This is a genomic window from Planococcus maitriensis (assembly GCF_003289925.1).
GTDB lineage: Bacteria > Bacillota > Bacilli > Bacillales_A > Planococcaceae > Planococcus > Planococcus maitriensis.
Genome location: NZ_QLZQ01000007.1, coordinates 1 through 25,785, shown reverse-complemented (window position 1 = coordinate 25,785; position 25,785 = coordinate 1). Strand labels below are relative to the sequence as shown.

The window sequence follows — 25,785 nt, the reverse complement described above, 5'->3', positions numbered from 1 at the left end:
TCATGACTAATAACAAAATCCATCAATCAACACAAGCGGTCTGGGGCGGGGAAAAAGATTATCTGGTACACGGGGCATCGCAAGTGCCAGTCGTCTTGAGCGTCGCCTATACGTACGACGATATGGACGAATGGTACGATGTGGCAATCGGCAAGAAAAAAGGGCATATCTACGGCCGCAACACGAACCCGACAGTCCAAGCGTTCGAAGACAAAGTGAAATTGCTGGAAGGAGCGGAATCGGCGACGAGCTTCTCGACGGGCATGGCAGCCATCAGCAACACGCTCGCGACCTTCCTCGTGCCGGGCGACCGCATCGTATCGATCAAGGATACGTACGGTGGGACAAACAAGATCTTCACCGAATTCCTGCCGCGCCAGCAAATCGACGTCGCACTCGTCGATACCGGCGACCATGAGGCGATCGAAGCAGAGCTCAAAAAAGGCTGCAAGATCCTCTATTTGGAGACACCGACCAACCCGACGGTCAAAATCACGGACATTGCCCGCATGGCAAAAGCAGGCCATGAAGCAGGCGCGCTTGTCATCATCGACAATACATTCGGCACGCCGATCAACCAGAATCCATTAGAACACGGTGTTGACCTCGTCCTGCACAGCGCAACGAAATTCCTTGGGGGCCATGCGGATGCACTCGGCGGCGTATTGGTCGGCTCGCATGAACTGGTCGAGCAGGTTTATCATTACCGCGAAATCAACGGCGCGACGATGGACCCGATGGCAGCTTATTTACTGCTGCGCGGCATGAAGACCTTGCATTTACGCATCCGTGAACAAAGCAAGAATGCCATGGCGCTTGCTGAATACCTTCAGACAAAAGACATCGTCGAAGACGTCTTCTATCCGGGGCTCGAGACGCACCCCAACCACGATATCGCGAAACGCCAGATGAAAGGCTTCGGCGGCATGCTGAGCTTCTCGGTGAAAGGCGGCGTCGACACGGTGCGCGACTTGTTGCCGAAGCTCCAATACGCGAACCGTGCAGCGAACCTAGGGGCGGTCGAGACGACAGTCGGCCCGGCACGTACGACGAGCCACGTGGAATGCACGCCGGAAGAACGCGCCGCGATGGGCATTCCGGAAGGCTTGATCCGCGTCTCTTGCGGCATCGAGGAAATCGAAGACATCATCAACGATTTCGAGCAGGCGTTCCAGCATGTCGAAACGGTGATGAACGTCTAATCGGAAAGCCGGGTGAATAGCATGCGGGCCAAAGACAAACTTCTGAATGAAGCGGAAAAGATGGGCGGAAAGCTCAGCGAATGGCGGCGGACGATGCACCAATTCCCGGAGTTGAGTTTCCAGGAATTCGAGACGGCGGATTTTATCACCTCGGTATTGGAACCGATCGAAGGCGTTGCGGTCGAACGGGGAATAGGCCTAGAAACGAGCGTGACCGCAACGGTCGGAACCGGCGAGGGCCCGGTAATGGCATTGCGCGCCGATATCGATGCTTTGCCGATCGAGGAAGCGAACACGTGCGATTACCGCTCGAAAGCCCCTGGGGTCATGCATGCCTGCGGACACGATGCGCATGCCGCCATCCTGCTCGGCGCTGTCTCGCTTCTTGCGGAATACTACCGGGACAAACCATTAGGCGGAACGGTCAAATTCATTTTCCAGCCGGCGGAAGAAATGATTGATGAAAAGTCCATGTCCGGCTCCCCGTATTTGCTGCAAGCGGGCGCTTATAAGGGAGCGGAGCTGGCAATCGCGCTTCACATGTGCCCGTGGCTACCAGTCGGTGCTGTTCAAATGCACGACGGCATCAGCATGGCGAACGTCGATGTCTTTCATGGCACCATCCAGGGGACCGGCGGCCACGGTGCGTATCCGGAGCTCGGCAGCGACCCGACCTGGATGCTCGGCCTCATTTTGCAGGCACTGCACGGCATCGTGCCGCGGAAAATTTCCGCGCTCGAACCCGCGGTTGTCAGCGTCGGGCAGATCCATGCTGGAACCGCAAGCAATATCATCCCGCATGAGGTCCAAGTGGAAGGAACGGTCAGGAGCTATTCAAGCACAGCGCGGAATTTGCTTGAGGCGGAAATCCGCCAGGCCTTCGCGCTTGCCGATCAGCTTGGCGGCGGTCATTCCTTTCATTACCAGCGGGGGGAACCCGCATTGGTCAATGATAGAAGCGTCAACGAACGGATCGCAGCAGCTATCCGTAAAACAGATCCATCTGTGAGGTTCACTCACCAGGCGTTCGGCATGGGAGGCGAAGATTTCGGTTATGTCACGCAGCAGCTGCCGGGGGCGATGTTTTTCCTCGGCTGCGCGGTGGATGACGGAATCGAGCGGGATTTGCATACGCCGCATTTCGATATCGATGAGCGCAGCCTGCCGCTCGGAGCCGCCATATTAGCCAATGCAGCAATCGGCTTTTTCGAACAACCGGACGGGCACGGAGAAGAGGAGGAGCAGCATGACACATAAACTGGCATTTATCGGCTTCGGCGTAGTCGGCCAAGGGCTCGCGGAAATCCTGCACAATAAACGGCAAAGCCTGCAAGAGCGGGAAGGCTTCGAAGCGAAAGTAGTCGCGATATCCGACTTCAGGAAAGGCTCGCTGTACCATCCGGATGGGCTCGACCTCGAAGCGGTTCTGGACGCGGTACAAAAGACCGGAAGCCTGGACAGCTATCCGAAAACGGAAGGGCTCATCACGGGCTGGGACAGTTTGGAGACGATCAGGCAATCGAACGCTGACACGGTGGTGGAAGTGTCCTATACGGACGTGAAAACCGGGCAGCCGGCAATCGACCATTGCCGGGCAGCTTTCCAAAGCGGCAAGAACGTCGTCATGACCAACAAAGGGCCGGTTGCGCTCGCTTACCAGGAGCTCTCGGCGTTGGCGGATAAACACAATGTTTCCTGGGGCTTTGAAGGAACGGTCATGAGCGGGACGCCTGCTTTACGGATGCCGGTCGCGACGCTTGCCGGAAATGACATCACCGAAATCCGCGGCATCCTGAACGGCACGACCAATTTCATGCTCATGCGCATGGATGAAGGGAAAACCTATGAAGCGGCGCTCAAGGAAGCCCAATCACTTGGCTATGCGGAAGCGGATCCGACGAGCGATGTCGAAGGGCTCGATGCGCGTTATAAAATCGTCATTCTGGCGCAGCATGTCATGGGCATGCCTTTATCCGTCGAAGACGTCGAGTGCACAGGCATCTCACAAATGACCCCTGAACTGATCGAACAAGCACGCGTGGAAGGCAAGCGCTGGAAGCTGATCGCTTCGGCCAAGAAGGAAGGCGGCCTCGTCAAAGCGAAAGTCGCGGCTGAAAAAGTGCCGCTGGATGACCCGCTCGCTTCCATTTCAGGCGCGCTCAACGCCATCACTTATGAGACTGACCTGTTGGGGCCGGTCACTTTGAGCGGCGCAGGAGCCGGCAAAACGGAAACCGGCTTTTCCTTGCTCATCGATTTATTGACGATCGCAAAGGCCAGAGAAGCGGTGCGGTCATGAAAGGAGGAGGAATAGATGGCGACACATGTCGAAGGCCGGAAAATGTTTCTGGCAGGTGAATGGGTAGACGGAAAACAATGGATCGACGTCATCGACCCTCAGGACGGATCGCTTGTCGACAGGGTGCCTGCCGCGGCGAAGGAAGATATGGAAGTTTGCATCGCGGAGGCAAAGGCGGGTGCCAAAATCGCTGCACGAATGACAGTGGTTGAACGTATGCAAATCATCGGCAAAGCAGCGGATTATATCGAATCAAACACAGAAGATTATGCGCGCACAATCGCCAAAGAAAGCAGCAAAACCATCCGTGAAGCACGGAAAGAAGTAGGGCGGGCAGTTGAAACTTTGCGCTTGAGTGCAGAAGAAGCGAGGCGCATCACCGGCGAAACGATCCCGTTCGACCAATCGCCTGGTGGAGTCGGCAAAGTCGGCTATTACCGGCGCTTTCCGCTCGGCATCATCGGGGCCATCACGCCGTTCAACGACCCGCTGAACCTGGTGGCACATAAAGTCGGCCCGGCGATTGCATCAGGCAACGCGATCATCGTCAAGCCGGCGACTGTCACGCCCCTTAGCGCATTGTTGCTGGCGCAAGCCTTTTCGCACGCAGGATTGCCGGAAAAAATCCTTTCCGTCATCACCGGAAGAGGCGGGGAAATCGGGGATGTGTTAGTCGAACATCCCGCTGTCCGGATGATCAGTTTTACCGGAGGCGTCGAGACCGGGCTTGAAATCACCAAAAAAGCGGGGCTGAAAAAAGTGGGCATGGAACTTGGCTCGAACTCGCCTGTCATCGTTCTTCAAGACGCGGATATGGAAGACGCAGTGGCATCATCCGTATCCGGCGCGTTTTGGGCAGCCGGCCAAAATTGCCTCGGCGTGCAGCGGATCTATATCGAAGACCCTGTATTCGATCTGTTCAAAGAACAATTCGTCGAACAAACGGAACGCTATATTGTCGGCGATAAGCAATCCGAAATGACGGATATGGGCCCCTTGATTACGGAAAAAGAAGCGCAACGCGTCGGACGGCTGGTCGAGGAGGCGCTGGATAAAGGCGCCATGCTCGAGACGGGCGGAGAACGGGACGGTGCATTCTATTCGCCGACGGTACTCACGGATGTACCCGAAGATTGCACGCTTGCAGCAGAAGAAATTTTTGGGCCGGTCGTCTTGCTCTATAGCGTGAAAAATCTGGACGAAGCGATCGAACGGGCCAACGCAGTCGAGTACGGGCTGCAGGCAGGAATCTTTACGAAAAATCTCGATCATGCGCACCGGGCGATCGAGGAGCTCGAAGTGGGCGGCGTCATGATCAACGACAGCAGCGATTTCCGCATCGACGCCATGCCGTTCGGCGGTGTCAAACAGTCGGGGCTCGGCAGGGAAGGCGTTAAATACGCAATCCAGGAAATGACGGATACGAAAGTCATCTGCTTTAAATTGGGATAGTTCGGCAGAAAGCACGCAGCTTTTGCAGCGCGTGCTTTTTTATTGTTATAGCGCGCTATGTAAATTTATGCACCGAATTGTCTGTAGATAAGCGAAAATACTTTCATACCGTATGAGAGCGTATACATATAAAATATGTGTGACAAATTGTGAAATATTATTATTAATTATCGTTTTATTCATTGAATTCTGAAAAATGTCCTCTATAATTAAGAGAAACTCAAATCAGCCGGCAAACTGTTTCCTGCTGCTTGCTAGTTGAGCCAAGCGGGCACTCAAGGTATATGAATGCCCATAAATCCACATAGCCGCTACATAGAAAGGATAGGATAACATGAAAAAAGATTTGCGCATCAAGAGTAAAGTGTTCAGCGAAGGGGCGATGAAAGCGCCCAACCGTGCCATGCTGAGGGCGGTCGGAGTGACGGATGAAGGATTCGAGCAGCCGATGGTCGGCATCGCAAGCACATGGAGCGAAGTGACGCCGTGTAATATACATATCGATGAATTGGCAAGAGCTGCCAAAAGAGGGGCGAAAGACGCGGGAGCCGTCCCGTTCATCTTCAATACGATCACCGTTTCCGACGGGATTTCCATGGGGACCGAAGGCATGAAGTATTCCCTATCGAGCCGTGATGTCATCGCGGATTCCATCGAGACGGTCGTCGGCGCAGAAAGCTTGGACGGGCTTGTCGCAATCGGGGGCTGCGATAAAAACATCCCCGGCTGTTTGATCGCCATCGCCAACTCCGAAGTGCCGGCAGTTTTCGTCTACGGCGGAACCATCGCAGCAGGGCGCTATAACGGCCAGGACATCGATATCGTCTCCGTATTTGAAGGCGTTGGCCAGCATAATAATGGGGCTATCGATGATTCGGCCTTGCGCAAGATCGAATGCAGCGCATGCCCGGGCGCGGGTTCATGCGGCGGCATGTATACAGCGAATACGATGGCGTCAGCAGCGGAAGCGATGGGCATGAGCTTGCCGGGAAGTTCCTCGAACCCGGCCGTGTCGGAGTACAAGGAAGCGGACTGTGAAGCTGCCGGTAAAGCCGTGCATAATTTGCTCGAGCTTGGCATCTACCCAAAAGACATCATGACGAAGGAAGCGTTCGAGAACGCCATCACGGTCGTCATGGCACTCGGCGGTTCGACGAACGCGATCCTTCACCTATTGGCGATTGCGCACGCCGCGGAAGTGGATTTGACGATCGACGATTTCAACCGCCTCCAAAAAACGGTTCCGCATATTGCGGATTTGAAGCCGAGCGGAAAATACGTCATGCAGGACCTTCACCGGGTCGGCGGCGTTCAGGCGGTCATGAAAATGCTATTGGAAGCCGGTTATTTGCACGGCGACTGCATGACGGTTACAGGAAAGACAGTCGCAGAGAACTTGCAGGAAGCACCGAGCCTTGAAGAAGGCCAGGACGTCATCATGCCGTTCGACAACCCAAAACGAAAAGACGGCCCGCTGATCGTCCTGAAAGGCAATCTGTCCCCCACAGGCGCAGTTGCGAAAGTGTCAGGCGTCAAAGTCAACCGCCATACAGGCCCGGCACGCGTCTTCGATAATGAAAAAGAAGCGACTGCAGCGGTCATGGCAAATGAAATCAATGACGGCGACGTTCTCGTCATCCGCTACGTCGGCCCGAAAGGCGGCCCGGGCATGCCGGAAATGCTGTCGATTTCAGCGATCCTCGTCGGAAAAGGCATGGGCGAATCCGTCGCGCTATTGACTGATGGAAGGTTCTCAGGCGGCACGCACGGCCTCGTCGTCGGCCACATCTCGCCGGAAGCGCAATCGGGCGGACCGATTGCTTTGCTCCGAGAAGGCGATATGGTGACGATCGACTCGGACCTGCAGGAAATCTCCATGGACGTATCGGAAGAAGAACTGGAAAAACGCAGAAGCGAATGGACAGCGCCGCCGCTTTACCGCAAAGGCGTGCTTGGAAAATACGCACATAATGTTTCCTGCTCTTCCAAAGGAGCGGTTACGGATTATTTAAATAGATAAAATCTGCAAGGAGGAACCAGCATGAGTTATCTGGAAGAACTCAAGCAGGCATTGGCTGCTGATCGGGTGACCACGAATAGCGCCGTTCTCGACCAGCATAGCCGGGACGAGTCGTACCATACACCGGCCCGTCCTGATGCCGTCGTCTTTCCATTATCGTCTGAAGAAGTAAGCCGGGTCATGAAAATTGCCGGCAAGCATGAAATCCCCATCGTTCCATTCGGGCTCGGCACTAGCCTTGAAGGGCATGTCATTCCATATGCAGGCGGCATTACGATGGATTTCTCATTGATGGATAAAGTGCTGGAAATAAAGCCGGAAGATTTTCTCGTCCGTGTGGAGCCTGGCGTGACCCGATCGAAGCTGAACCAGGAATTGAAAAAGCACGGCCTGTTCTTTTCTGTAGACCCTGGAGCCGATGCAACACTGGGGGGCATGGCGGCGACGAATGCGAGCGGGACGACTTCTGTCCGCTATGGCGTCATGCGCGACCAAGTCCGGGATCTTGAAGTGGTGCTTGCTAACGGCGAAATCATCCATACCGGTAATTTGGCGGTCAAATCATCTTCGGGCTATAACTTGAACGGCTTATTCGTTGGTTCGGAAGGCACGCTCGGCGCATTTACGGAGCTCACCTTGCAAGTTTACGGGATACCGGAAATGACTATCGCGGGACGGGCGGACTTTTCTTCTATAGATGAAGCCGTCTCGGCGGTGGTGGCGATTCAGTCTGCAGGCATCCAGGTCGCGCGTATCGAATTGGTGGACGCGGCATCGATCGCCCAGGTGAATGCATACAGCCATACCAGCTACCCGGAAGTCCCGACATTATTTCTCGAGTTCCATGGCAACGAAGCAGGGCTCATGCAAGACGTCGATTTTGCCCGTGATATTTTATCCGATAATGGATGCAGCAATTTCAAATTCGAAAAAGATTCACTGGCTAGAGCCCAATTATGGGATGCCCGCCACAATTTAGCTTATGCAGCGATGCGGGCGAATCCAGGCAAAAAAATGATGGTGACGGATGTCTGCCTGCCGATTTCACAATTGGCGGGCGGCATCCACGCTGCACAGGAAGCACTGCGCGCCGAAGGGCTTGAAGGGGGCATTCTCGGGCATGTAGGAGATGGCAATTACCATGCACTGTTGATGATTGACGTTGAAAATCCCGAGGAAATGGCGAAAGCGGAAGCATTTAACCGGGCGATTGTTGAATATGCTTTGTCAAAAGGCGGTTCATGTACCGGTGAACACGGAGTCGGCATCGGCAAGGCGAAGTATCAGCAACTTGAACATGGCAATGCGTATAGTGTCATGCAGGCCCTGAAAAAAACCTTGGACCCGCAAAATCTCTTGAATCCTGGAAAGCTGTTTTATGAAACCGGCAATTCTGCAGCAATGCAATAAACAATAAACAAAGGGGGAAACAAGATGGCGATGAAGAAAATGGGGTTTGCAACAGTATTGGTTGGAGGCGCGCTTGCTTTAACGGCGTGCGGAAGTTCAGAAGGGGACACGTCCGGCGGGGATTCAGGAGAAACTTTTAACCTGCAGGCGGGGCATTCATTGCCTGAAGACCATCCGTATCATCTCGGCTTTTTGGAGATGGCTGAAAACGTGGAAGAACGCACGGATGGCCGTGTAACAATCGAGGTGTTCGCCAACAGTGAAATCGGTGCGGAACGCGAATTGACTGAAGGCATGGGACTTGGCACGGTCGACCTGGTCGTTTCTTCTACAGCGCCGGTCACCAATTTCGTGCCTGAGCTTGGCGTTTTGGATGTGCCTTTCCTGTTCAACGACCGTGACTCTGCAGTAGAAATTCTCGAAGGGGAGATCGGCGATGAATTGTTCACGAAGCTTGAAGAGAATGGCATCATCGGTTTGTCTTGGGGAGAAAACGGCTACCGCCATGTGACGAACGCTGTGCGTCCGATCAATACGCCTGCCGATTTGGAAGGCCTGAAAATCCGTACCCAGGAAAACGAAATCCACTTGGCGGCATTTGAAGAACTAGGGGCACAGCCGACACCGATGGCCTGGACAGAAGCGATCACGGCACTCCAGCAAGGCGTCGTGGATGCCCAGGAAAACCCGGCGATCGTAGCGGACCAGTTCAGCTTGTTCGATGCGAACCAGCAGTATATGAGCTTGACGGGCCATGTCTACTCTGTTGCCATTTACATGATGAGCCAGCAGACATATGACGAACTTCCGGAAGACCTGCGCGATATCGTCATGGAGGAAGGGCAGAAAGTGGGCGCCATGGAGCGTGACCTTATTGTCGAAATGGAGCAGGAGTCCTTGCAGAACCTGAAAGATGAGGGCATGGAAATCATTGAGGACATCGATACTGCCCCGTTCCAGGAAGCGGTACGCCCGGTTTATGACCAAATCGAGCATCAGGAATTACTGAATCGTATTTTAGATGCCCAGTAAGGGAGCGCTTCTGTCAAAGGACGTTTTTGCTGGCTAATGAAACGGCCTTAGTAAACTATAATTGAAACTTAAAAAAGAGAGAGTGTCTTCTCTCTTTTTTCTATCGGGGGAAATCGATGATGAAATGGATCGGTTATTTGAATTCAGGAATTAAGCATTTCTTGAACCTGCTCATGGCAGTGCTCGTGACAGTTGTTTTTCTTCAGGTCATTTTCCGGTTCGTGCTCGGTTCGCCGCTCGCCTGGACGGAAGAAGTGGCCCGTTACAGCTTGATTTGGCTGACATTTTTAGGTGCAGCTTATGCAATGTCGCTAAAAGCGCATATCGGCATGGAGTTTTTCGTCAACCTATTCCGTACGCCTGGCAGGAAAGTGCTTTATATCATTGCCACAATTGCGAGCCTCATGTTCTTTTTGCTCATGGTGGTCGAAGGATATAATTTAGCGATGCAAGGCATGGCGCAGTCTTCGCCGGTTTTGCGCATACCGATGGGGGCGATTTACATGATCATCCCAATCAGCGGTGCCGTATTGATCATCAACATGGCTGCACGCTTTAAGCAAGACTTCAAAAGCGGGGGTGTGTGAATATGGCCCTCTTATTGTTTGTGCTGCTGATCGCCTTGTTTTTGATTAACGTCCCGATTGCGATAGCACTCGGGCTGGCTTCCGCGTTGATTTTTTATTTTGAAGGCAATGTATCGATCATTGTCATCATCCAGCGCATGTTCAATTCGGTCGATTCCTTTCCATTGATGGCGATTCCATTTTTCATCCTGGCAGGTAAATTGATGGAAAGCGGCGGGATTTCAAACCGCTTGATTCATTTGGCGAATGTCATCTTCGGCCGCGTCAAAGGCGGGCTCGGGATTGTTTCCATTGTCGCCTGTGCATTTTTCGCGGCGATTTCCGGTTCAGCGGCCGCCACGACAGCTGCGGTCGGGGCGCTGATGATTCCTGCAATGGTCAATAAAGGCTACGATAAAAGCTTTTCCACTGCCATTCAAGCAGCTGGCGGTACCATCGGAATCATGATCCCGCCTAGCGTCCCGCTTGTTTTATATGGTGTAGCAGCGGGCGTCTCGGTCGGTGATTTGTTCATCGCCGGAATCGTACCGGGTCTTATGGTCATGTTGTCTTTGATCTTGCTCGTCTATTTCATTTCCTTGAAACAAGGTTACGGCGGGGGCGAGAAATTCGGGGCGAAAGATTTTTTCAAAGCATTTATGGATGCGTTTCTTGCATTATTGATGCCGGTCATCATTCTTGGCGGCATCTATGGCGGCATTTTCACACCGACAGAAGCGGCAGTGGTCGCGGTGGTCTACGGACTTGTCATCGGCTTGTTCGTTTACCGGGAAATCAAGTTCACGGATCTTGCGGCGATTTTCTCTTCTTCTGTCGTGACGACTGCGGTCATCATGTTCATCATCGCAGGGGCCTCTGTTTTCGGCTATTATCTGACGCGCCAGCGCATTCCGGCTGAATTGACGGAAATGATGTTGAGTTTGACGGACAATTGGATTATCGCTTTATTGATCATCAATTTAGTGCTGTTGCTTTGCGGGATTTTCCTCGAGACGTCTGCAGCCATCATCATCCTGACGCCGATTCTTGCCCCGATTGCAAGTGCGCTCGGCATCGATTTGGTGCATTTTGGCATAATTATGGTCGTCAACCTCGGCATCGGCTTCATCACGCCGCCAGTGGGGGTTAACTTGTTTGTGGCCGCGAATATCGCGGGCACCAAATTCGAAAGCCTGCTTCGGGCGATTGTGCCTTTCATTCTCATCATGGTGATCGACGTAATCATTTTGTCCTTTATCCCGGAAATCAGTTTGTTCTTATTAGGAGATTAAGTTAGGGGGAAATTCATGGCGACTTATAATATAGCGGTGTTGCCGGGTGATGGCATCGGGCCGGATGTGACGAAAGAAGCGGTTCGCGTGCTGGAACTGATCCGCGAAGTGGACCCGGAATTCGACATCCGCTTTACCGAATTCAACTGGAATAGTGAACATTACTTGGAACACGGTACCATGATGCCGGAAGACGGCCTTGAGCAATTAAAAGCTTTCGACGCAATTTTGTTTGGTGCTATCGGCGATGCACGCGTTGCGGATGAAATCAGCATATGGCAATTGATCATGCCGATCCGCAAAAACTTCCGCCAATATGTCAATATGCGGCCGATCAAACGGCTGGCGGGAATCGAGTCGCCGCTGAAAAATGAGGCGCCCGTCGATTTCATCGTGTTCCGTGAAAATGCGGAAGGGGAATACTCGAACGTCGGCGGGCGTTTGTATGCGGAACAGCCGCAGGAGATGGCGATACAAAATACAGTCATCACCCGCGCAGGTGTCGAGCGCATCACCCGCTATGCGTATGAATATGCGCAAGCTACAGGCCGGAAAAAAGTGACGAGTGCCACGAAGTCGAACGCCATCATCCATTCCATGAAATTGTGGGATGAAGCGGTCGCTGCGGTGGCAGCGGAGTATGATGGCATCGAACTCGAAAGTTATTTCATCGATGCACTTGCCGCCTATTTCGTCGAACGCCCGGAATCATTCGATGTGGTGGTTGCCTCGAACTTGTTCGGCGATATTTTGACGGATTTAGGTGCGGCCATTGTCGGCGGGCTCGGCGTTACGCCATCCGGCAACATCAACCCGGAACGTGATTTCCCTTCGATGTTTGAAGCGATTCACGGTTCTGCACCGGACATCGCAGGCAAAGGCATCGCCAACCCCATCGCCCAGATTTGGTCAGCGGCATTAATGGTCGACCATCTCGGCAGGCCGGAATTGGCAAAGGCAATCGTGTCGGCAATCGAGCAAGTGCTGGGCGAAGGAAAGGTACGCACCCCGGATCTTGGGGGAGACGCCACTACCGAACAGCTCGGTTCGGCGATCAGGCAAGCGGTGAAAGAACAAATCACAGTGAAAGAAGGGCGTTAAATGGAGATTCGATTGGATGGCAAAACAGCAGTCATTACCGGAGCCGGCGGCGGCATGGGCAAAGCGGCCGTGGAAAGTTTCCTTGAAAGCGGCGCGAACGTCGCTGCCCTCGATATCCGGACGGATTCATTAGGTGAATTGAAAAACCGGCATCAAGGGAAATTGCTGGTCGTCAATAGCAACTTGACTGATGAAGCAAGCGTTGAAGCTGCTTTTGAAGAAATCCACAATTCCTATGGACGCATCGATATATTGGCGAATGTCGCCGGGATCGCCCAATCGGCAACGGATATCGAAGACGTTTCCCTGGAAATGTGGGAACGGATCTTTTCCATCAATACAAAAGCGGTCTTCCTCACCTCACGGGCAGCGGTCCCGTATATGAAACGCCAGGGTTCAGGCTCGATCTTGAATGTAGCATCGATTTCCGTTGAACGCCCGCGCCCTGGATTGAATGCCTATATCGCATCCAAAGGCGCTGCGGTATCGTTGACGAAAGCCTTGGCGATCGAACTGGCCCCTCATCACATTCGCGTCAACTGCATCAACCCCGGGCCATCTGATACCCAAATGCTCGGGGAATTTACAGCAGCGGGAGCCGATGTGGAGTCGATGAAAGAAAATACATTCCGAAAAAGCGTGCCGCTTGGCGACTTGATCCAGCCTCAGGACATTGCCAATGCCCTCCTGTACATGAGTTCGGATTTAGCGAAAATGATGACTGGAAGCGTCGTCAATGTCGATGGCGGACGGGGAATCTAATGGAAGGAAGCGAGCGAATGAGTAAAAAGAAAATGTATATGGCAGGGGAATGGAAGGATAGCGCCAGCCAGGAATGTTTCGAAACGAAAGATCCATCGACCGGTGCAATACTGGCGCAAGTGCCGAGGGGCAAAGCGGAAGATATCGACCGTGCAGTGGCCGCTGCGAGAACTTGCTTTGAATCGGAAGAATGGCAGCAATTCCATCCGGCCGAGCGTGGGCGAATCATGCACAAAATCGCGGCAGCCTTGCGGGAAGACCTGGAAGCGATCGCGCTTCTTGAAACGCGTGACACCGGAAAGCCCCTGGCACAAGGCAGGAAAGATGTCGAGGCAGCTGCCCAGTATTTTGAATACTATGCCGGCATGGCCGACAAGATTTTCGGCGAAACGATTCCGGTACAGCCCGGCATTCTCGATTACACCGTGCGTGAACCGATTGGCGTGACCGCCCATATCGTGCCGTGGAATTACCCGCTGCAGATCATTGCGCGTTCGGCGGCAGCCGCGATCGCGACCGGTAATACAGTCGTTGCAAAGCCTGCGGAAGATACGCCTTTAACGGCGCTAAGGCTTGCGGAAATCATCGATCAGACCGAGTTGCCAAAAGGGGTCTTCAATGTCGTCACGGGATACGGCTTTGAGGCCGGTGCGGCGCTTTGCGAACATCCTGATATCGACCATATTACGTTTACAGGGTCGGTCCAGACCGGTTCTGCCGTCATGGCTGCAGCCGCGAAAAATGTCAAACCGGTCACGCTCGAACTCGGGGGCAAATCACCGAATATCCTGTTCGAGGACTGCGACCAGGCGGAAGCGCTCGACTGGGTAATGCGTTCCATTATCCAGAATGCGGGGCAGACATGTTCGGCGGGCTCCAGATTGCTGATTCATCGATCGATCAAAGAGGAGTTTCTAAAAAAACTGTCTGAACGTTTAAGCGCTGTCCGTCTTGGCAAAGGTGAAGACGATTTTGACCTTGGCCCTGTACTGAATGAAAAACAATATGAGCGCATCGAAAGCTTCATGGAAACCGCAAGGGGAGAAGGCGCGAAGTTCCTCTGCGGAGGCAAAAGGGAAGAGCGTGAAGAACTGTCCGGCGGCTATTTTTTCCAGCCGACCATCATTGAAGGCCTATCGCCGAAAAGTTATGTCGCCCAGGAAGAGATCTTTGCGCCGGTCGTTGCGGCTTTCGCATTTGAGACGGAAGAGGAGGCGATACGGCTTGCGAATGGAACGGATTATGGCTTGGTGGCGGGCGTCTGGACATCAGATGGCGCAAGGGCTCACCGCGTTGCCTCGAAAATCCGTGCAGGACAAGTGTTCATCAATAATTACGGTGCCGGCGGCGGTGTGCAGATGCCGTTCGGAGGCTATAAAAAAAGCGGTTTTGGGCGGGAGAAAGGGCTTGAAGCCTTGCGCAATTATACCGTTTTGAAAAACGTCGCATTGAAGTATTAGAGCATTGGAAAAGGGCTGCCCTCGGATGAGGACAGCCCTTTGTTTATTAGGTAACAATCATGTGTTTTGACCAAAATATCAACCCGTAACGAACGGGGAATCATTTCCATTGAAAGTGTTTGCTTTCATTGCCGCGGTAATAGTTCCACTGGGTGTTTAAAACTTAAGCAACGTAAACCCTACCTTCTTTTACGTCCTTGCGATCCTGTAATCGCGCCAGTGTGAATAAGTATCTTCAAAAACATTGCGTAGAATGCCAGATTATCAAAATTTATATGTTACCTCGTAGTTAACTCTGAATACTATCTCATAATTTTGGGTATATGTCAATGATAGGGCTTCTATGGGAATTCAATGTCTTATAAAATAAGGAATTTGATGTATAATGATAGTCATTACTGTGGAAGAAGGGGATTTTTGTGGAAACGCGTTATGCAGATGACAGCTTGGCATTACATACCGATTTATACCAGATCAATATGGCTGAAACCTATTGGGCGGATGGGATGCATGAACGGAAAGCGGTTTTTGAACTATTTTTCCGTAAATTGCCATTCGGCAATGGTTATGCCACATTTGCGGGGCTTAAGAGAATACTTCATTATTTGAAGAACTTCCATTTTTCGGAAAGTGATATCGCTTATTTGCGCAACGAACTAGGCTATAAGGAAGATTTTTTGGATTACTTAAAAGAAGTCCGTTTCACGGGAGACGTATACTCAGTTGTCGAAGGTGAGCTTGTTTTCCAAAATGAACCGTTGATCCGCATCGAAGCACCTCTTTTGGAAGCGCAATTGGTCGAGACGGCACTTCTTAATATCGTCAACTACCAAACCTTGATTGCTACAAAAGCGAGCCGCATCAAACAAGTCGTGGGCACTGAGCGTGTCATGGAATTCGGCACGCGCCGCGCACAGGAGATGGATGCAGCGATTTGGGGCACCCGTGCCGCCTACATCGGCGGTTTAGAGGCGACCAGCAACACCCGCGCCGCCAAGTTATTCGGCATTCCGGCCGCAGGTACGCATGCCCATTCCATGATCCAGGCCTATAAAGATGAATACGAAGCATTCCATGCTTATGCGAAGCGCCACCGTGAATGCGTGTTCCTGGTCGATACATACGATACCTTGAAGTCCGGCCTGCCGATCGCGATCCAAGTGGCCAAGGAGCTCGGAGATAAAATCAATTTCCGCGGCATCCGCCTGGATAGCGGCGATATTGCCTTTTTGTCCAAGGAAGCGCGGAAAATGCTCGATGATGCAGGGTTCCCTGACACCGAAGTGGTCGTCTCCAACGATTTGGATGAATACACCATCCTCAACTTGAAAGCCCAGGGAGCCCGCGTCGATGCATGGGGAATCGGGACGAAGCTTATCACTGCGTATGACCAGCCAGCGCTGGGCGCGGTCTATAAACTCGTTTCAATCGAAAACAGTGCAGGCGAAATGGAAGATACCATCAAGATTTCCGGCAATGCGGAAAAAGTGACGACTCCAGGTTTGAAAAACGTTTACCGGATTATAGATAGGGAAAATGGGAAATCAGAAGGTGATTACATTACAATGCATGACGAAAACCCCGCTTCTGAAGAACGCTTGAAAATGTTCCACCCTGTCCATACATTCGTCTCGAAGTTCGTCACCAATTTCGATGCCGTGAACATCCATCAGAAAGTCATCGAAGCGGGAGAAGTCATTTACGAGAGCCCGCCGCTGGAAGAAATACAGAAATACGCAGTCGGGACACTCGACTTGCTGTGGGATGAGTACAAGCGGTCGCTCAACCCGGAAGAATATCCGGTTGATTTGAGTGAGAAATGCTGGAATAACAAAATGCGGAATATCCAGGAAGTACGGGAATCGGTTCAGGAATTCACGAACAAATAAGGAGGATCCACATGTCGACATTACAACAGCAGATCATCAATGAACTGAAGGTACAGCCTTCGATCAACCCGCAGGAAGAGGTAAAGCGCACGGTCGAATTCCTGAAAGAGTATTTGAAGCATCATTCATTTCTAAAGGGATTTGTGCTTGGCATCTCGGGCGGCCAGGATTCGACTCTTGCCGGCAAGCTGGCGCAAATGGCCGTCGATGAATTGAACGAGGAAGAAGGCGGCCAAACTTACGGCTTTTACGGCGTGCGCCTGCCATACGGGGTTCAATTCGATGAACATGATGCACGGGATGCCATCGATTTCATTAAGCCGACCAAAATTTATACGATCAATATTAAAGAAGCAGTCGATGCAAGCGACCGTGCACTGGAAGCAGAAGGCATCGAGTTGACGGATTTCGCGAAAGGCAATGAAAAGGCACGCGAACGCATGAAAGCACAGTATTCGGTCGCCGCCATGCATGATGCAGTCGTTCTCGGGACAGATCATGCGGCTGAAGCGATTACTGGGTTTTACACAAAATACGGCGACGGTGCAGCTGACGTAATGCCTTTGTTCCGCTTGAACAAGCGGCAAGGGCGTGAAATGCTCAAAGCGCTCGGATCGCCGGAGCACTTGTATACAAAAGTGCCGACGGCCGATTTGGAAGAAGATAAGCCCGCCATTCCGGATGAAGTCGCGCTCGGCATCACCTATGACCAAATCGACGATTATTTGGAAGGCAAGGAGATTCCGTCAGAGGCGCGTGAAAAACTGGAAGGCTATTATCTGAAAACACAACATAAGCGCCATTTGCCTGTAACGATTTTCGATGATTTCTGGAAAAACAATTAAGTAGGACTACAAGGCGGGAAAAGCATATGCTTTTCCCGCTTTTTTCTATTTGGCGCATAGTTTCGAATGGCCTGCTGAGCCGGCTTGCCGTGGTGGCTAAGTTGAGTTATCGCTTGGAATCCGCTATGATGGCAATAAGATTGTGACAATTCAAAACCTTTTTCACATATATAGGAGGAACCGATATGAAAGCGACAGAACGATTAGGGAAAGTCATAGATAATATCGAAAAAGTGATTATCGGGAAGCGCGAAATCGCCGAGTTGAGTTTGGTCGCTTTATTATCACATGGCCATGTTTTGCTTGAAGATGTACCGGGCGTCGGCAAGACGATGCTTGTCCGGGCACTGGCAAAATCAGTCGGGGCTGATTTCAAGCGCATCCAGTTCACCCCGGACTTACTGCCTTCAGACGTGGTGGGCGTGTCCATCTATAACCCGAAAGACATGCAATTCCATTTCCGCCCGGGCCCGATCATGGGCAATATCGTCTTGGCGGATGAGATCAACCGGACGTCGCCGAAAACCCAGTCCGCCTTATTGGAAGCGATGGAGGAGGCGTCAGTCACAACAGACGGCGTGACGATGCAGATCCCGAAACCGTTTTTCGTCATGGCGACCCAAAACCCGATCGAATACGAAGGAACCTATCCATTGCCGGAAGCGCAATTGGACCGCTTTTTGCTGAGAGTGAAAATGGGCTATCCGACGCGGGAAGAAGAAATCGAAGTGTTGACCCGTTCCCAATCCATCCCGCCGATTGAAGAACTTGAATCGGTGCTGACGCTCGAAGAATTGCTCAAGCTGCAGGAAGAAGTGCGGACGATTCGCGTGGACGATACAATCCGCACTTATATCGTGGAATTGGCGACACAAACGCGCCGTGATCCATATGTCTATCTCGGGGTCAGCCCGCGCGGTTCGATTGCCTTGATGAAAGCGGCGCAAGCCTATGCGATGCTGAAAGGGCGGGATTATGTCACACCGGATGATATCCAATATTTGGCGAAATTCGTCTTTGGCCACCGCATCATGCTTCGTTCGGAGGCCCGGTATGACGGCATTACAGCTGAAGAATTGACAGAGCGCATCATTGCCAAGACACGCGTTCCTGTACAAAGGCTTGTGAATCAATGAAGCGGGTCAAACAAATTTTAGGTTCGTCGGGCAGGATGATATTTGTGCTCATCCTGCTTTTTTTGACTTTTTCATTCGCCATGTTTCAAGGCGGCTTTGTTAGTTGGTTCATTTTCTACGTATCTGTTCCTTTCATTCTTTATTCTGTCCTGTTGTCGTTCTATCCATTGCGCAATTTGCGTGCGGAACGGACAGTCCATACGCCACGAGTGCGGAGCGGCCATCGCTTTTCGGCCACTGTCACCGTCCGGCGAGCGTTTCCGTTTCCGCTGCTTTACACCGTCCTCGAGGAACAGGCGCAATCTGCACGGCTTAAAGTCCGCATGGCGGAAGCAGGCCGGCAGCTGTTGCTGCCGGGGTTTCGCCAGGAATTTTCCTGGACCTATGAAATCGATGAAATGCCGAGAGGTGAACATGTGTTAGAGGGCGTCACGGTAGAAACCGCCGATTTTTTCGGGTGGGTGAAAAAACGCCAGCTGTTGCCGATCCGAGAGGCTATACTGGTTTACCCTAACACTGTTGACATGATGTATCGCCCGATCGGTTCCAGTTTTGACCAGGGCTCGATCGCCGCGCCATTTACCTTGGTGAAAGATACTACGATGGCCAGCGGCATCCGCGATTACCAGCCGGGAGACCGGGTCTCGTGGATCCACTGGAAATCGTTTGCGCGTACGCAGACGATGCGCACGAAAGAATTCGAAGACCGCCAATCGCAGGATCTATTCTTGCTCGATGACCGTTCCCCGTCTCCGGTTTTCGAAATACAAGTCGAATTGATCGCCTCGATCCTTACTTCTGTAGTGGCATCCCACGCCAGTGTCGCCTATTTATCCGCCGGCACACCGCGCGCTTTTTTCCCGCTGATCCAAAATGATGAACAATTGCAGCGTGCCCTCTATCATTTGGCGAAAGTCCAGGATGACTTGGACCGGCCGATTGCGGCTGTGGTCGGCCACGACTTGAAACAAGTCCGCGTGTCGAGTTTAGTCTATGTGACGGGGGCATTATCGCGCGAAATGGTCGATGAAATCCGCCGGAACGTAACAGGCTTAAGCCAATGCTTATGCTTGGTCGTGACAGAAAAAGGGCAGTCAATCACAACGGAAGATGAAAAAAACCATCAATATGCCAGATCCAAAGGGTTCCGCGTAAAACTGATCGGGCCTGAGAATTTCGCTTCGGCGTTTATGGAGGCGAACCGTTCATGACATCCATCAGAAAAAATAAAGTATTTATGGGCTTATTGTATATATTGGTGTTTTTCCTATTGTCGGAATGGCTCCGCCCTGTCATCGAATTGACCGAAACCGGCCATCATCGGCTGTTTTTGGCTTTTGTGGCGCTTGGCCTCATCATGGCGTTTTTTGACATTCCGTGGTGGGTCACCGGCCCCCTGAAATTGTTTTATATTCTATGGTTTATTGTCTATGTTTATACAGGAAATCTCTTTTTTACGGCAGACAGCATAGGGTTTATCTTAGAGCAGGCGAGCATCAGCTTATCGGCGCTCTTCAGCCAAGATTGGCAGGCGACGACTGATGTGTTCCGCACCGTCCTGTTTTTTGCCCTGTTGTGGATGGCTATTTATCTGATCCATTATTGGGTCAGTTTCCGACTGAGTATTTTCCTGTTCTATCTATTGACGGTCATTTTTGTTGCTGTGCTGGATACGTTCAGCCCATATTCGGGTGATGCAGCGATAGTCCGCATCATGGTCATAGGCTTATTGTTGGCAGGGCTATTGCATCTGGCAAGATGGATGGAGCGGTACGGAGCGGCAGCGAAGACGGATAAATTGCTGGTCTTTTCGATTCCCTTATTATTGCTGTTGGTCGCTTCGACGGCCCTTGCATTTTATCTGCCGAAAGCCGAGCCGATTTGGCCTGATCCTGTTCCGTACATCACCTCCTATTCCGGAAAGGGCGGTGTCGGGGAAGGGGGCGTCGGGCGCATAGGCTACGGCGTGGATGATTCGCAGCTCGGTGGCTCTTTTGTCTCTGATGATACGACTGTCTTCAGGGCGGAAGTGGAAGAAGGCCAGTACTGGAAAGTCGAAGTGAAAGATGTCTATACGACAAAAGGATGGGAGCTTTCGGAAGAAGATGCCCAAGAGCAGCTTTACCGAAATGGGGATGAAGTCGCAACAGACTTCCCTCCGGAAGGCGAGGAGCGTTCATCTGCCCTCGTGGATATGCAGTTGCCTTTCCCGTTTGTGCTCTATCCTTATGGAACCAGCTCTTTCTTGATGGAAGAAACGCTTGATTATCGCTACGATCCGATTCAGCAGCGCTTTGACACATTGCAGGAAAATGCGGCTTTCGAACCCGATGTCTATGAAGTGTTCTACAGCGAACCTTCCTATAGCCTGACTGCGCTGCGTGAAACAGATACAGAAGAACTTGCAGAACTGCCGCCAGAATACGACCGCTATCTGCAATTGCCTGACGAATTGCCTGAACGGGTCAGGGAATTGGCGGAAGAAATCGCTGCCGGTTCCGACACGGTTTACGGACAAGCACAGGCAGTCGAACGTTATTTCAGTACTAATGGTTTTGAATACAGCCAGAGCGATATCGCCGTTCCAGCGGAAGATCAGGATTATGTCGATCAATTCCTCTTTGAAACACAGCGCGGGTACTGCGATAATTTCTCCACCTCGATGGTCGTTTTGCTGCGTTCGCTGGATATTCCCGCACGCTGGGTGAAAGGCTTTAACGAAGGGGAGGTCATCGATACTGTGGATGGCTATGATGTTTACGAAGTGACGAACAATAATGCACACTCATGGGTGGAAGCTTATATGCCGGGGGTGGGCTGGATGATGTTCGAGCCGACCATCGGTTTCACTGGATCATCTTCCATTGATTTCGATTTGGAAATCGACGCTTCTGAACCGGAAGAAGAGGAGATGCCCGACCGCCCTGAACCTGAACCCGAAGCGCAGCCTGAGCAGCCGGATGGCGGCACAGGAACAGATGCCGGACCGACAGCGGGTGAGCGGTTCCTGGAATTCGTTTCTGAACACGCAGGAAAGCTCATCGCAGCCACAATCGGCCTGCTGTTATTCGCTTTAATGCTATTCAAGGTCCGTAAGAAATGGCTGCCCAAAGTACTGATTCCGTATTACCGCCGTAAGAAGGAGGATGCGGAAACCTTCGAAAAAGCCTATCTGCGGCTTTTGAAGCAACTGGAGCTGTATGGAATAAAGCGGGCTCCGGGCCAAACATTGCGATCATATGCCGAATACGTCGATTCGTTCTATGGGACGAAAGAAATGACGGAATTGACGGCAGTGTATGAAAAATCCGTGTATGGCGGGGACACCGAATCGGTCGATTGGCCGAAACTGAAGGAAAGTTGGGAAAATTTAATCAATCGGACAAGCGGTTGATTTTGAAAACACTAGCCTGTACAATTGAGAAAATTATAGAATACAGTGCCCTCATATATGTCCGATGATACGGTTCGGATGTCTCTACCAAGTCACCGGAAATGACTTGACTATGAAGGCGGATGACGCATGCTTGTTTGCATGCGCATTCGTCTTTTTATCGTAGAGGACAAGAACGCGAGGAGTGATTTTTCGCGTTCTTTTTTATATTGTGGCCTGAATCGAATAGAAGAGGTGAAGGATTTGCCAGTCAGCCCTATGTTGAAGGAACAGAAAAAAATCGTCGTCTTGGATTTCGGCAGCCAATACAACCAATTGATCACGCGCCGCATCCGGGAAATCGGTGTCTATAGCGAACTCCACCCGCACACGATCACCGCGACTGAAATCAAGGAAATGAATGCCACAGGAATCATTTTCTCCGGAGGACCGAATTCCGTCTATGACGAAAATGCATTCTCCATCGATCCGGAGATTTTTGAAATGGGACTGCCGATATTGGGCATTTGCTACGGCATGCAATTGATGGCATTGCGTATGGAAGGAAAAGTCGAAAAAGCTTCCAACCGCGAATACGGCAAAGCCGAATTGACCTTGACGAAGGAAAGCTCCATTTTCAAAGACGTGCCACAAGAGCAGATCGTCTGGATGAGCCACGGCGACCTCGTGACTGCAGCGCCTCCTGGATTTGATGTTATCGCTACGAGCCCTGGCTGCCCTGTCGCAGCAATGGCTAACGAAGAGCGCAAACTATACGGCGTCCAGTATCACCCGGAAGTCCGCCATTCCGTTTACGGAAATGAAATGCTGCGCCAGTTCGTCTTCGATGTTTGCGGCATGAAAGATGAATGGTCGATGGAAAACTACATCGAATTGGAAATCGCGAAAATCCGCGAACAAGTGGGCGACAAAAAAGTCCTTTGCGCATTAAGCGGCGGCGTCGATTCTTCAGTTGTTGCCGTCCTGATCCATAAAGCGATCGGTGATCAATTGACATGTATGTTCGTAGACCACGGCCTGCTCCGCAAAGGGGAAGCCGAAAGCGTCATGAAAACCTTCGCCGACGGCTTCCACATGAACGTCATCAAGATCGATGCACGCGAGCGCTTCTTGAAAAAACTTGAAGGCGTAAGCGACCCTGAACAGAAACGCAAAATCATCGGCAATGAATTCATCTATGTCTTCGATGATGAAGCAGAGAAATTGAAAGGCATGGACTTTCTTGCCCAAGGGACGCTCTATACGGATATTATCGAAAGCGGCACAACGACAGCCCAAACAATCAAATCCCACCACAATGTAGGTGGATTGCCTGAAGATATGCAGTTCGAATTGATCGAACCGCTCAACACGCTGTTCAAAGATGAAGTGCGTGCACTCGGCACCGAGCTTGGCATGCCGGATGAAATCGTTTGGCGCCAGCCATTCCCAGGCCCAGGTCTCGGCATCCGTATTATGGGAGCGGTCACGGAAGAAAAACTTGAAATCGTCCGTGAATCGGATTGGATCTTGCGTGATGAAATCAAGAAAGCCGGCCTTGACCGCGATGTTTGGCAATACTTCACGGTGCTTCCGGATATCCGCAGCGTCGGCGTCATGGGCGATGCCCGCACATACGATTACGCAATCGGCATCCGTGCCGTTACATCGATTGACGGCATGACGTCGGATTGGGCACGTATCCCATGGGATGTACTCGAGAAAATAAGTGTCCGTCTCGTCAACGAAGTAGATCACATCAACCGTGTATTGTACGATATTACAAGCAAGCCACCTGCAACCATCGAGTGGGAATAGAAAGAAACGGCTGCCATCAGCAGCCGTCTTTTTGTTTTTTACGAACTTTCAGTGAAAAAAAGGATATAATTGTTCGTGTTTTGTCTTGTTTTCGAATACCTATCGTGGTATTCTATATATGAAATTAAATAAGCTTGTCGTATAAATTCAGGGATATGGCCTGAAAGTCTCTACCGGTTCACCGTAAATGATCCGACTACGATTTTAGTCCGCCACATCTATAGGGGGACTCTCTGTTTTCGGGCAGGGATAATCGGACGCATACGGCAAATCGCTGTATGCGTTTTTTACGTAGACTTATACAAAAGCATACGGAGGAATTATGAATGAAGAAATATTTTCAATTTGAAGAACTAGGGACGAACTACCGTCAGGAATTCATCGGTGGCTTGACCACATTCTTGGCGATGGCTTATATCTTGGTCGTCAACCCGCTGACACTGACGATGGACTCGATTCCAGATTTGGACCCTGCCCTTCGCATGGATTACGGGGCTGTATTTATGGCTACGGCTCTAGCAGCCGCTATTGGCAGCCTATTGATGGGAATCGTCGCTAAATATCCGCTTGCTCTTGCGCCCGGAATGGGGCTCAACGCTTTCTTCTCCTATACAGTTGTTCTTACGTACGGAGTGCCTTGGCAAACTGCATTGACTGGAGTATTGGTTTCAGGGCTGATTTTCATTTTGCTGACTTTGTCAGGTATTCGTGAAACGATCATCAATGCAATTCCGGCTCAGCTGAAGTACGCAGTCGGCGCCGGTATCGGTCTTTACATCACGTTTATCGGCCTGCAGAATGCAGGGATTGTTGTAGGCAATCCCGATACGCTTGTTGGCCTTGGCGATTTGACGAATGGCTCGGCTTTGCTTGCGATTTTCGGTTTGTTCATCACTGTCATCATGATGGTGCGCGGAGTGAAGGGTGGAATTTTCTTTGGGATTTTAATCGCTGCGGTGGTCGGGATGATCTTCCAAGTAGTCAGCTTGCCGACTGCAGTAATCGATTTGAATGTTCCAAGCCTTGCGCCGACATTCGGTGTTGCGCTCGAACCGATCTTCAGCGACCCGGGTTCATTGATGACCATTCAATTCCTTGTTATCGTCCTGACATTTTTGTTCGTAGACTTTTTTGACACTGCTGGAACATTGGTGGCAGTCGCGAACCAAGCCGGCTTAATGAAAGATAATAAATTGCCGCGCGCAGGAAAAGCTTTGCTCGCAGATTCGATTGCAACAGTGAGCGGAGCGATCTTCGGGACATCGACAACGACTTCATACATTGAGTCGACGTCTGGCGTAGCAGCCGGAGCGCGTTCCGGTTTTGCTTCAGTGGTCACAGGTATCCTCTTCTTGGTTGCGATTCTTTTCTATCCTTTGTTATCAGTGATTACAAGTGCGGTCACGGCTCCGGCATTAATTATCGTTGGAGTCTTGATGGTCTCCGCTCTTGGCCAAATTGAATGGGGCAAGTTTGAAATTGCTGTTCCAGCATTCCTTACGATGATTGCCATGCCGCTCGGGTATAGTATCGCTACCGGGATCGCAATCGGATTCATTTTCTATCCCATCACGATGATGGTGGCGGGAAGAAGAAAAGAAATCCACCCGATCATGTATGGCCTGTTTGTTATCTTCGTTTTGTATTTTATATTTCTTGCTTAAAGAGAAGCCGCCGACATATGTCAGCGGCTTTTTGTCTGTAAGAATTCTTTCTTCTATTATAAAAGAAAGCTTATTTAAATAAATCATTACCGGGTGATTCATTCAGAGGTTTCTTCTTAATTAAGATCGCCTATCATTAACGATTGGAGAAGGAGGGAAGTATTTGAATGAAAGGAAGTGGACCCCTTTCAAAACTGTAATAATTTTTTAGTTGAACATTAAGAATATTACGTTATAATAAGAAGTGTAAAAGTTTCTCGTAAAAGCTTGACGAGATTTTTTCAGCGTGCTATATTAGTCAAGTCGCCAAGAGAGGTGCACAACATGAACCTTGAAAACTGAACAGCAAAACGTCAATAATACAGCCGCGAGCGATCGCGGCAAACTTACTGATCAGCTTCGGCAGATCAAAGCGAATCGCGCGTCTTATGACGGCGATACGCCAGCAGTATTGAGCAATCAAC

At 51.2% G+C, this 25,785-nt stretch carries 19 protein-coding genes and 2 riboswitches; all 19 genes read left to right on the top strand.

Annotated features, from left to right (window positions below):
* Positions 1 to 2: 2 nt before the first annotated feature.
* The 19 genes from DP119_RS13485 (at position 3) to DP119_RS13395 (ending at position 25,321) form a co-directional block, all read left to right on the top strand.
* The gene (locus tag DP119_RS13485) at positions 3 to 1,202 is read left to right on the top strand and encodes a cystathionine gamma-synthase family protein (protein ID WP_112233664.1); all 1,200 of its coding nucleotides are present in this window, start codon (positions 3 to 5) and stop codon (positions 1,200 to 1,202) included.
* Positions 1,203 to 1,223: 21 nt separating this feature from the next.
* Positions 1,224 to 2,459, top strand: a complete 1,236-nt coding sequence (locus DP119_RS13480) for a M20 metallopeptidase family protein (protein WP_112233663.1) — start codon at positions 1,224 to 1,226, stop codon at positions 2,457 to 2,459.
* Positions 2,449 to 3,501 (top strand): homoserine dehydrogenase, encoded by a 1,053-nt coding sequence (locus DP119_RS13475; protein WP_112233662.1) that lies wholly within the window; start codon positions 2,449 to 2,451, stop codon positions 3,499 to 3,501. The genes DP119_RS13480 and DP119_RS13475 overlap by 11 nt, the downstream gene beginning before the upstream one ends.
* 15 nt (positions 3,502 to 3,516) lie before the next feature.
* The gene (locus DP119_RS13470; RefSeq protein WP_112233661.1) at positions 3,517 to 4,953 is read left to right on the top strand and encodes an aldehyde dehydrogenase family protein; all 1,437 of its coding nucleotides are present in this window, start codon (positions 3,517 to 3,519) and stop codon (positions 4,951 to 4,953) included.
* Positions 4,954 to 5,287: 334 nt separating this feature from the next.
* A complete protein-coding gene (ilvD, locus tag DP119_RS13465) occupies positions 5,288 to 6,973 on the top strand; it encodes a dihydroxy-acid dehydratase (RefSeq protein WP_112233660.1) in 1,686 nt (561 codons plus the stop codon).
* Positions 6,974 to 6,994: 21 nt separating this feature from the next.
* The gene (locus DP119_RS13460; RefSeq protein ID WP_112233659.1) at positions 6,995 to 8,383 is read left to right on the top strand and encodes an FAD-binding oxidoreductase; all 1,389 of its coding nucleotides are present in this window, start codon (positions 6,995 to 6,997) and stop codon (positions 8,381 to 8,383) included.
* Between the two features lie 24 nt (positions 8,384 to 8,407).
* A complete protein-coding gene (locus tag DP119_RS13455) occupies positions 8,408 to 9,415 on the top strand; it encodes a TRAP transporter substrate-binding protein (protein ID WP_205853886.1) in 1,008 nt (335 codons plus the stop codon).
* Between the two features lie 116 nt (positions 9,416 to 9,531).
* Positions 9,532 to 10,002: a TRAP transporter small permease gene (locus DP119_RS13450; RefSeq protein WP_112233658.1), complete on the top strand. Its 471-nt coding sequence runs from the start codon at positions 9,532 to 9,534 to the stop codon at positions 10,000 to 10,002.
* A 2-nt stretch (positions 10,003 to 10,004) separates the two neighbouring features.
* A complete protein-coding gene (locus DP119_RS13445; protein WP_112233657.1) occupies positions 10,005 to 11,273 on the top strand; it encodes a TRAP transporter large permease in 1,269 nt (422 codons plus the stop codon).
* 15 nt (positions 11,274 to 11,288) lie between these two features.
* The gene (locus tag DP119_RS13440) at positions 11,289 to 12,374 is read left to right on the top strand and encodes a tartrate dehydrogenase (protein ID WP_112233656.1); all 1,086 of its coding nucleotides are present in this window, start codon (positions 11,289 to 11,291) and stop codon (positions 12,372 to 12,374) included.
* A 6-nt stretch (positions 12,375 to 12,380) separates the two neighbouring features.
* A complete protein-coding gene (locus DP119_RS13435) occupies positions 12,381 to 13,136 on the top strand; it encodes an SDR family NAD(P)-dependent oxidoreductase (RefSeq protein ID WP_420812320.1) in 756 nt (251 codons plus the stop codon).
* A 17-nt stretch (positions 13,137 to 13,153) separates the two neighbouring features.
* Complete coding sequence (locus tag DP119_RS13430; RefSeq protein ID WP_112233654.1) at positions 13,154 to 14,596, top strand: aldehyde dehydrogenase family protein; 1,443 nt, start codon at positions 13,154 to 13,156, stop codon at positions 14,594 to 14,596.
* A 419-nt stretch (positions 14,597 to 15,015) separates the two neighbouring features.
* Entirely contained in the window at positions 15,016 to 16,485 is a 1,470-nt protein-coding gene (locus DP119_RS13425; protein ID WP_112233653.1) for a nicotinate phosphoribosyltransferase, read from the top strand.
* 11 nt (positions 16,486 to 16,496) lie between these two features.
* Positions 16,497 to 17,330: an ammonia-dependent NAD(+) synthetase gene (gene nadE, locus DP119_RS13420; RefSeq protein WP_112233652.1), complete on the top strand. Its 834-nt coding sequence runs from the start codon at positions 16,497 to 16,499 to the stop codon at positions 17,328 to 17,330.
* 185 nt (positions 17,331 to 17,515) lie between these two features.
* Complete coding sequence (locus tag DP119_RS13415; protein WP_101189847.1) at positions 17,516 to 18,466, top strand: AAA family ATPase; 951 nt, start codon at positions 17,516 to 17,518, stop codon at positions 18,464 to 18,466.
* A 35-nt stretch (positions 18,467 to 18,501) separates the two neighbouring features.
* Positions 18,502 to 19,677, top strand: coding sequence for a DUF58 domain-containing protein (locus DP119_RS13410; protein WP_240616450.1), 1,176 nt, complete (start codon positions 18,502 to 18,504; stop codon positions 19,675 to 19,677).
* Positions 19,674 to 21,860 carry a transglutaminase TgpA family protein gene (locus DP119_RS13405; RefSeq protein WP_112233650.1) on the top strand — a complete coding sequence of 729 codons (2,187 nt, stop codon included), beginning with the start codon at positions 19,674 to 19,676 and terminating at the stop codon, positions 21,858 to 21,860. The genes DP119_RS13410 and DP119_RS13405 overlap by 4 nt, the downstream gene beginning before the upstream one ends.
* A 31-nt stretch (positions 21,861 to 21,891) precedes the next feature.
* A riboswitch (purine riboswitch) is annotated at positions 21,892 to 21,993 on the top strand.
* A 125-nt stretch (positions 21,994 to 22,118) separates the two neighbouring features.
* Entirely contained in the window at positions 22,119 to 23,657 is a 1,539-nt protein-coding gene (gene guaA / locus DP119_RS13400; protein WP_112233649.1) for a glutamine-hydrolyzing GMP synthase, read from the top strand.
* A 117-nt stretch (positions 23,658 to 23,774) separates the two neighbouring features.
* Positions 23,775 to 23,876, top strand: a riboswitch (purine riboswitch).
* Positions 23,877 to 23,983: 107 nt separating this feature from the next.
* Positions 23,984 to 25,321 carry an NCS2 family permease gene (locus tag DP119_RS13395; protein ID WP_112233648.1) on the top strand — a complete coding sequence of 446 codons (1,338 nt, stop codon included), beginning with the start codon at positions 23,984 to 23,986 and terminating at the stop codon, positions 25,319 to 25,321.
* Positions 25,322 to 25,785 lie beyond the last annotated feature (464 nt).

What these genes read in the sequence shown, in the direction of transcription:
- DP119_RS13415 (WP_101189847.1), top strand. Translation starts at nt 17,516, where the DNA reads ATGAAAGCGACAGAACGATTAGGGAAAGTCATAGATAATATCGAAAAA.
- DP119_RS13485 (WP_112233664.1), top strand. Translation starts at nt 3, where the DNA reads ATGACTAATAACAAAATCCATCAATCAACACAAGCGGTCTGGGGCGGG.
- DP119_RS13460 (WP_112233659.1), top strand. Translation starts at nt 6,995, where the DNA reads ATGAGTTATCTGGAAGAACTCAAGCAGGCATTGGCTGCTGATCGGGTG.
- DP119_RS13405 (WP_112233650.1), top strand. Translation starts at nt 19,674, where the DNA reads ATGACATCCATCAGAAAAAATAAAGTATTTATGGGCTTATTGTATATA.
- DP119_RS13440 (WP_112233656.1), top strand. Translation starts at nt 11,289, where the DNA reads ATGGCGACTTATAATATAGCGGTGTTGCCGGGTGATGGCATCGGGCCG.
- DP119_RS13475 (WP_112233662.1), top strand. Translation starts at nt 2,449, where the DNA reads ATGACACATAAACTGGCATTTATCGGCTTCGGCGTAGTCGGCCAAGGG.
- DP119_RS13480 (WP_112233663.1), top strand. Translation starts at nt 1,224, where the DNA reads ATGCGGGCCAAAGACAAACTTCTGAATGAAGCGGAAAAGATGGGCGGA.
- DP119_RS13410 (WP_240616450.1), top strand. Translation starts at nt 18,502, where the DNA reads ATGATATTTGTGCTCATCCTGCTTTTTTTGACTTTTTCATTCGCCATG.
- DP119_RS13445 (WP_112233657.1), top strand. Translation starts at nt 10,005, where the DNA reads ATGGCCCTCTTATTGTTTGTGCTGCTGATCGCCTTGTTTTTGATTAAC.
- DP119_RS13395 (WP_112233648.1), top strand. Translation starts at nt 23,984, where the DNA reads ATGAAGAAATATTTTCAATTTGAAGAACTAGGGACGAACTACCGTCAG.
- nadE (WP_112233652.1), top strand. Translation starts at nt 16,497, where the DNA reads ATGTCGACATTACAACAGCAGATCATCAATGAACTGAAGGTACAGCCT.
- DP119_RS13450 (WP_112233658.1), top strand. Translation starts at nt 9,532, where the DNA reads ATGATGAAATGGATCGGTTATTTGAATTCAGGAATTAAGCATTTCTTG.
- DP119_RS13455 (WP_205853886.1), top strand. Translation starts at nt 8,408, where the DNA reads ATGGCGATGAAGAAAATGGGGTTTGCAACAGTATTGGTTGGAGGCGCG.
- DP119_RS13470 (WP_112233661.1), top strand. Translation starts at nt 3,517, where the DNA reads ATGGCGACACATGTCGAAGGCCGGAAAATGTTTCTGGCAGGTGAATGG.
- DP119_RS13430 (WP_112233654.1), top strand. Translation starts at nt 13,154, where the DNA reads ATGAGTAAAAAGAAAATGTATATGGCAGGGGAATGGAAGGATAGCGCC.
- guaA (WP_112233649.1), top strand. Translation starts at nt 22,119, where the DNA reads ATGTTGAAGGAACAGAAAAAAATCGTCGTCTTGGATTTCGGCAGCCAA.
- ilvD (WP_112233660.1), top strand. Translation starts at nt 5,288, where the DNA reads ATGAAAAAAGATTTGCGCATCAAGAGTAAAGTGTTCAGCGAAGGGGCG.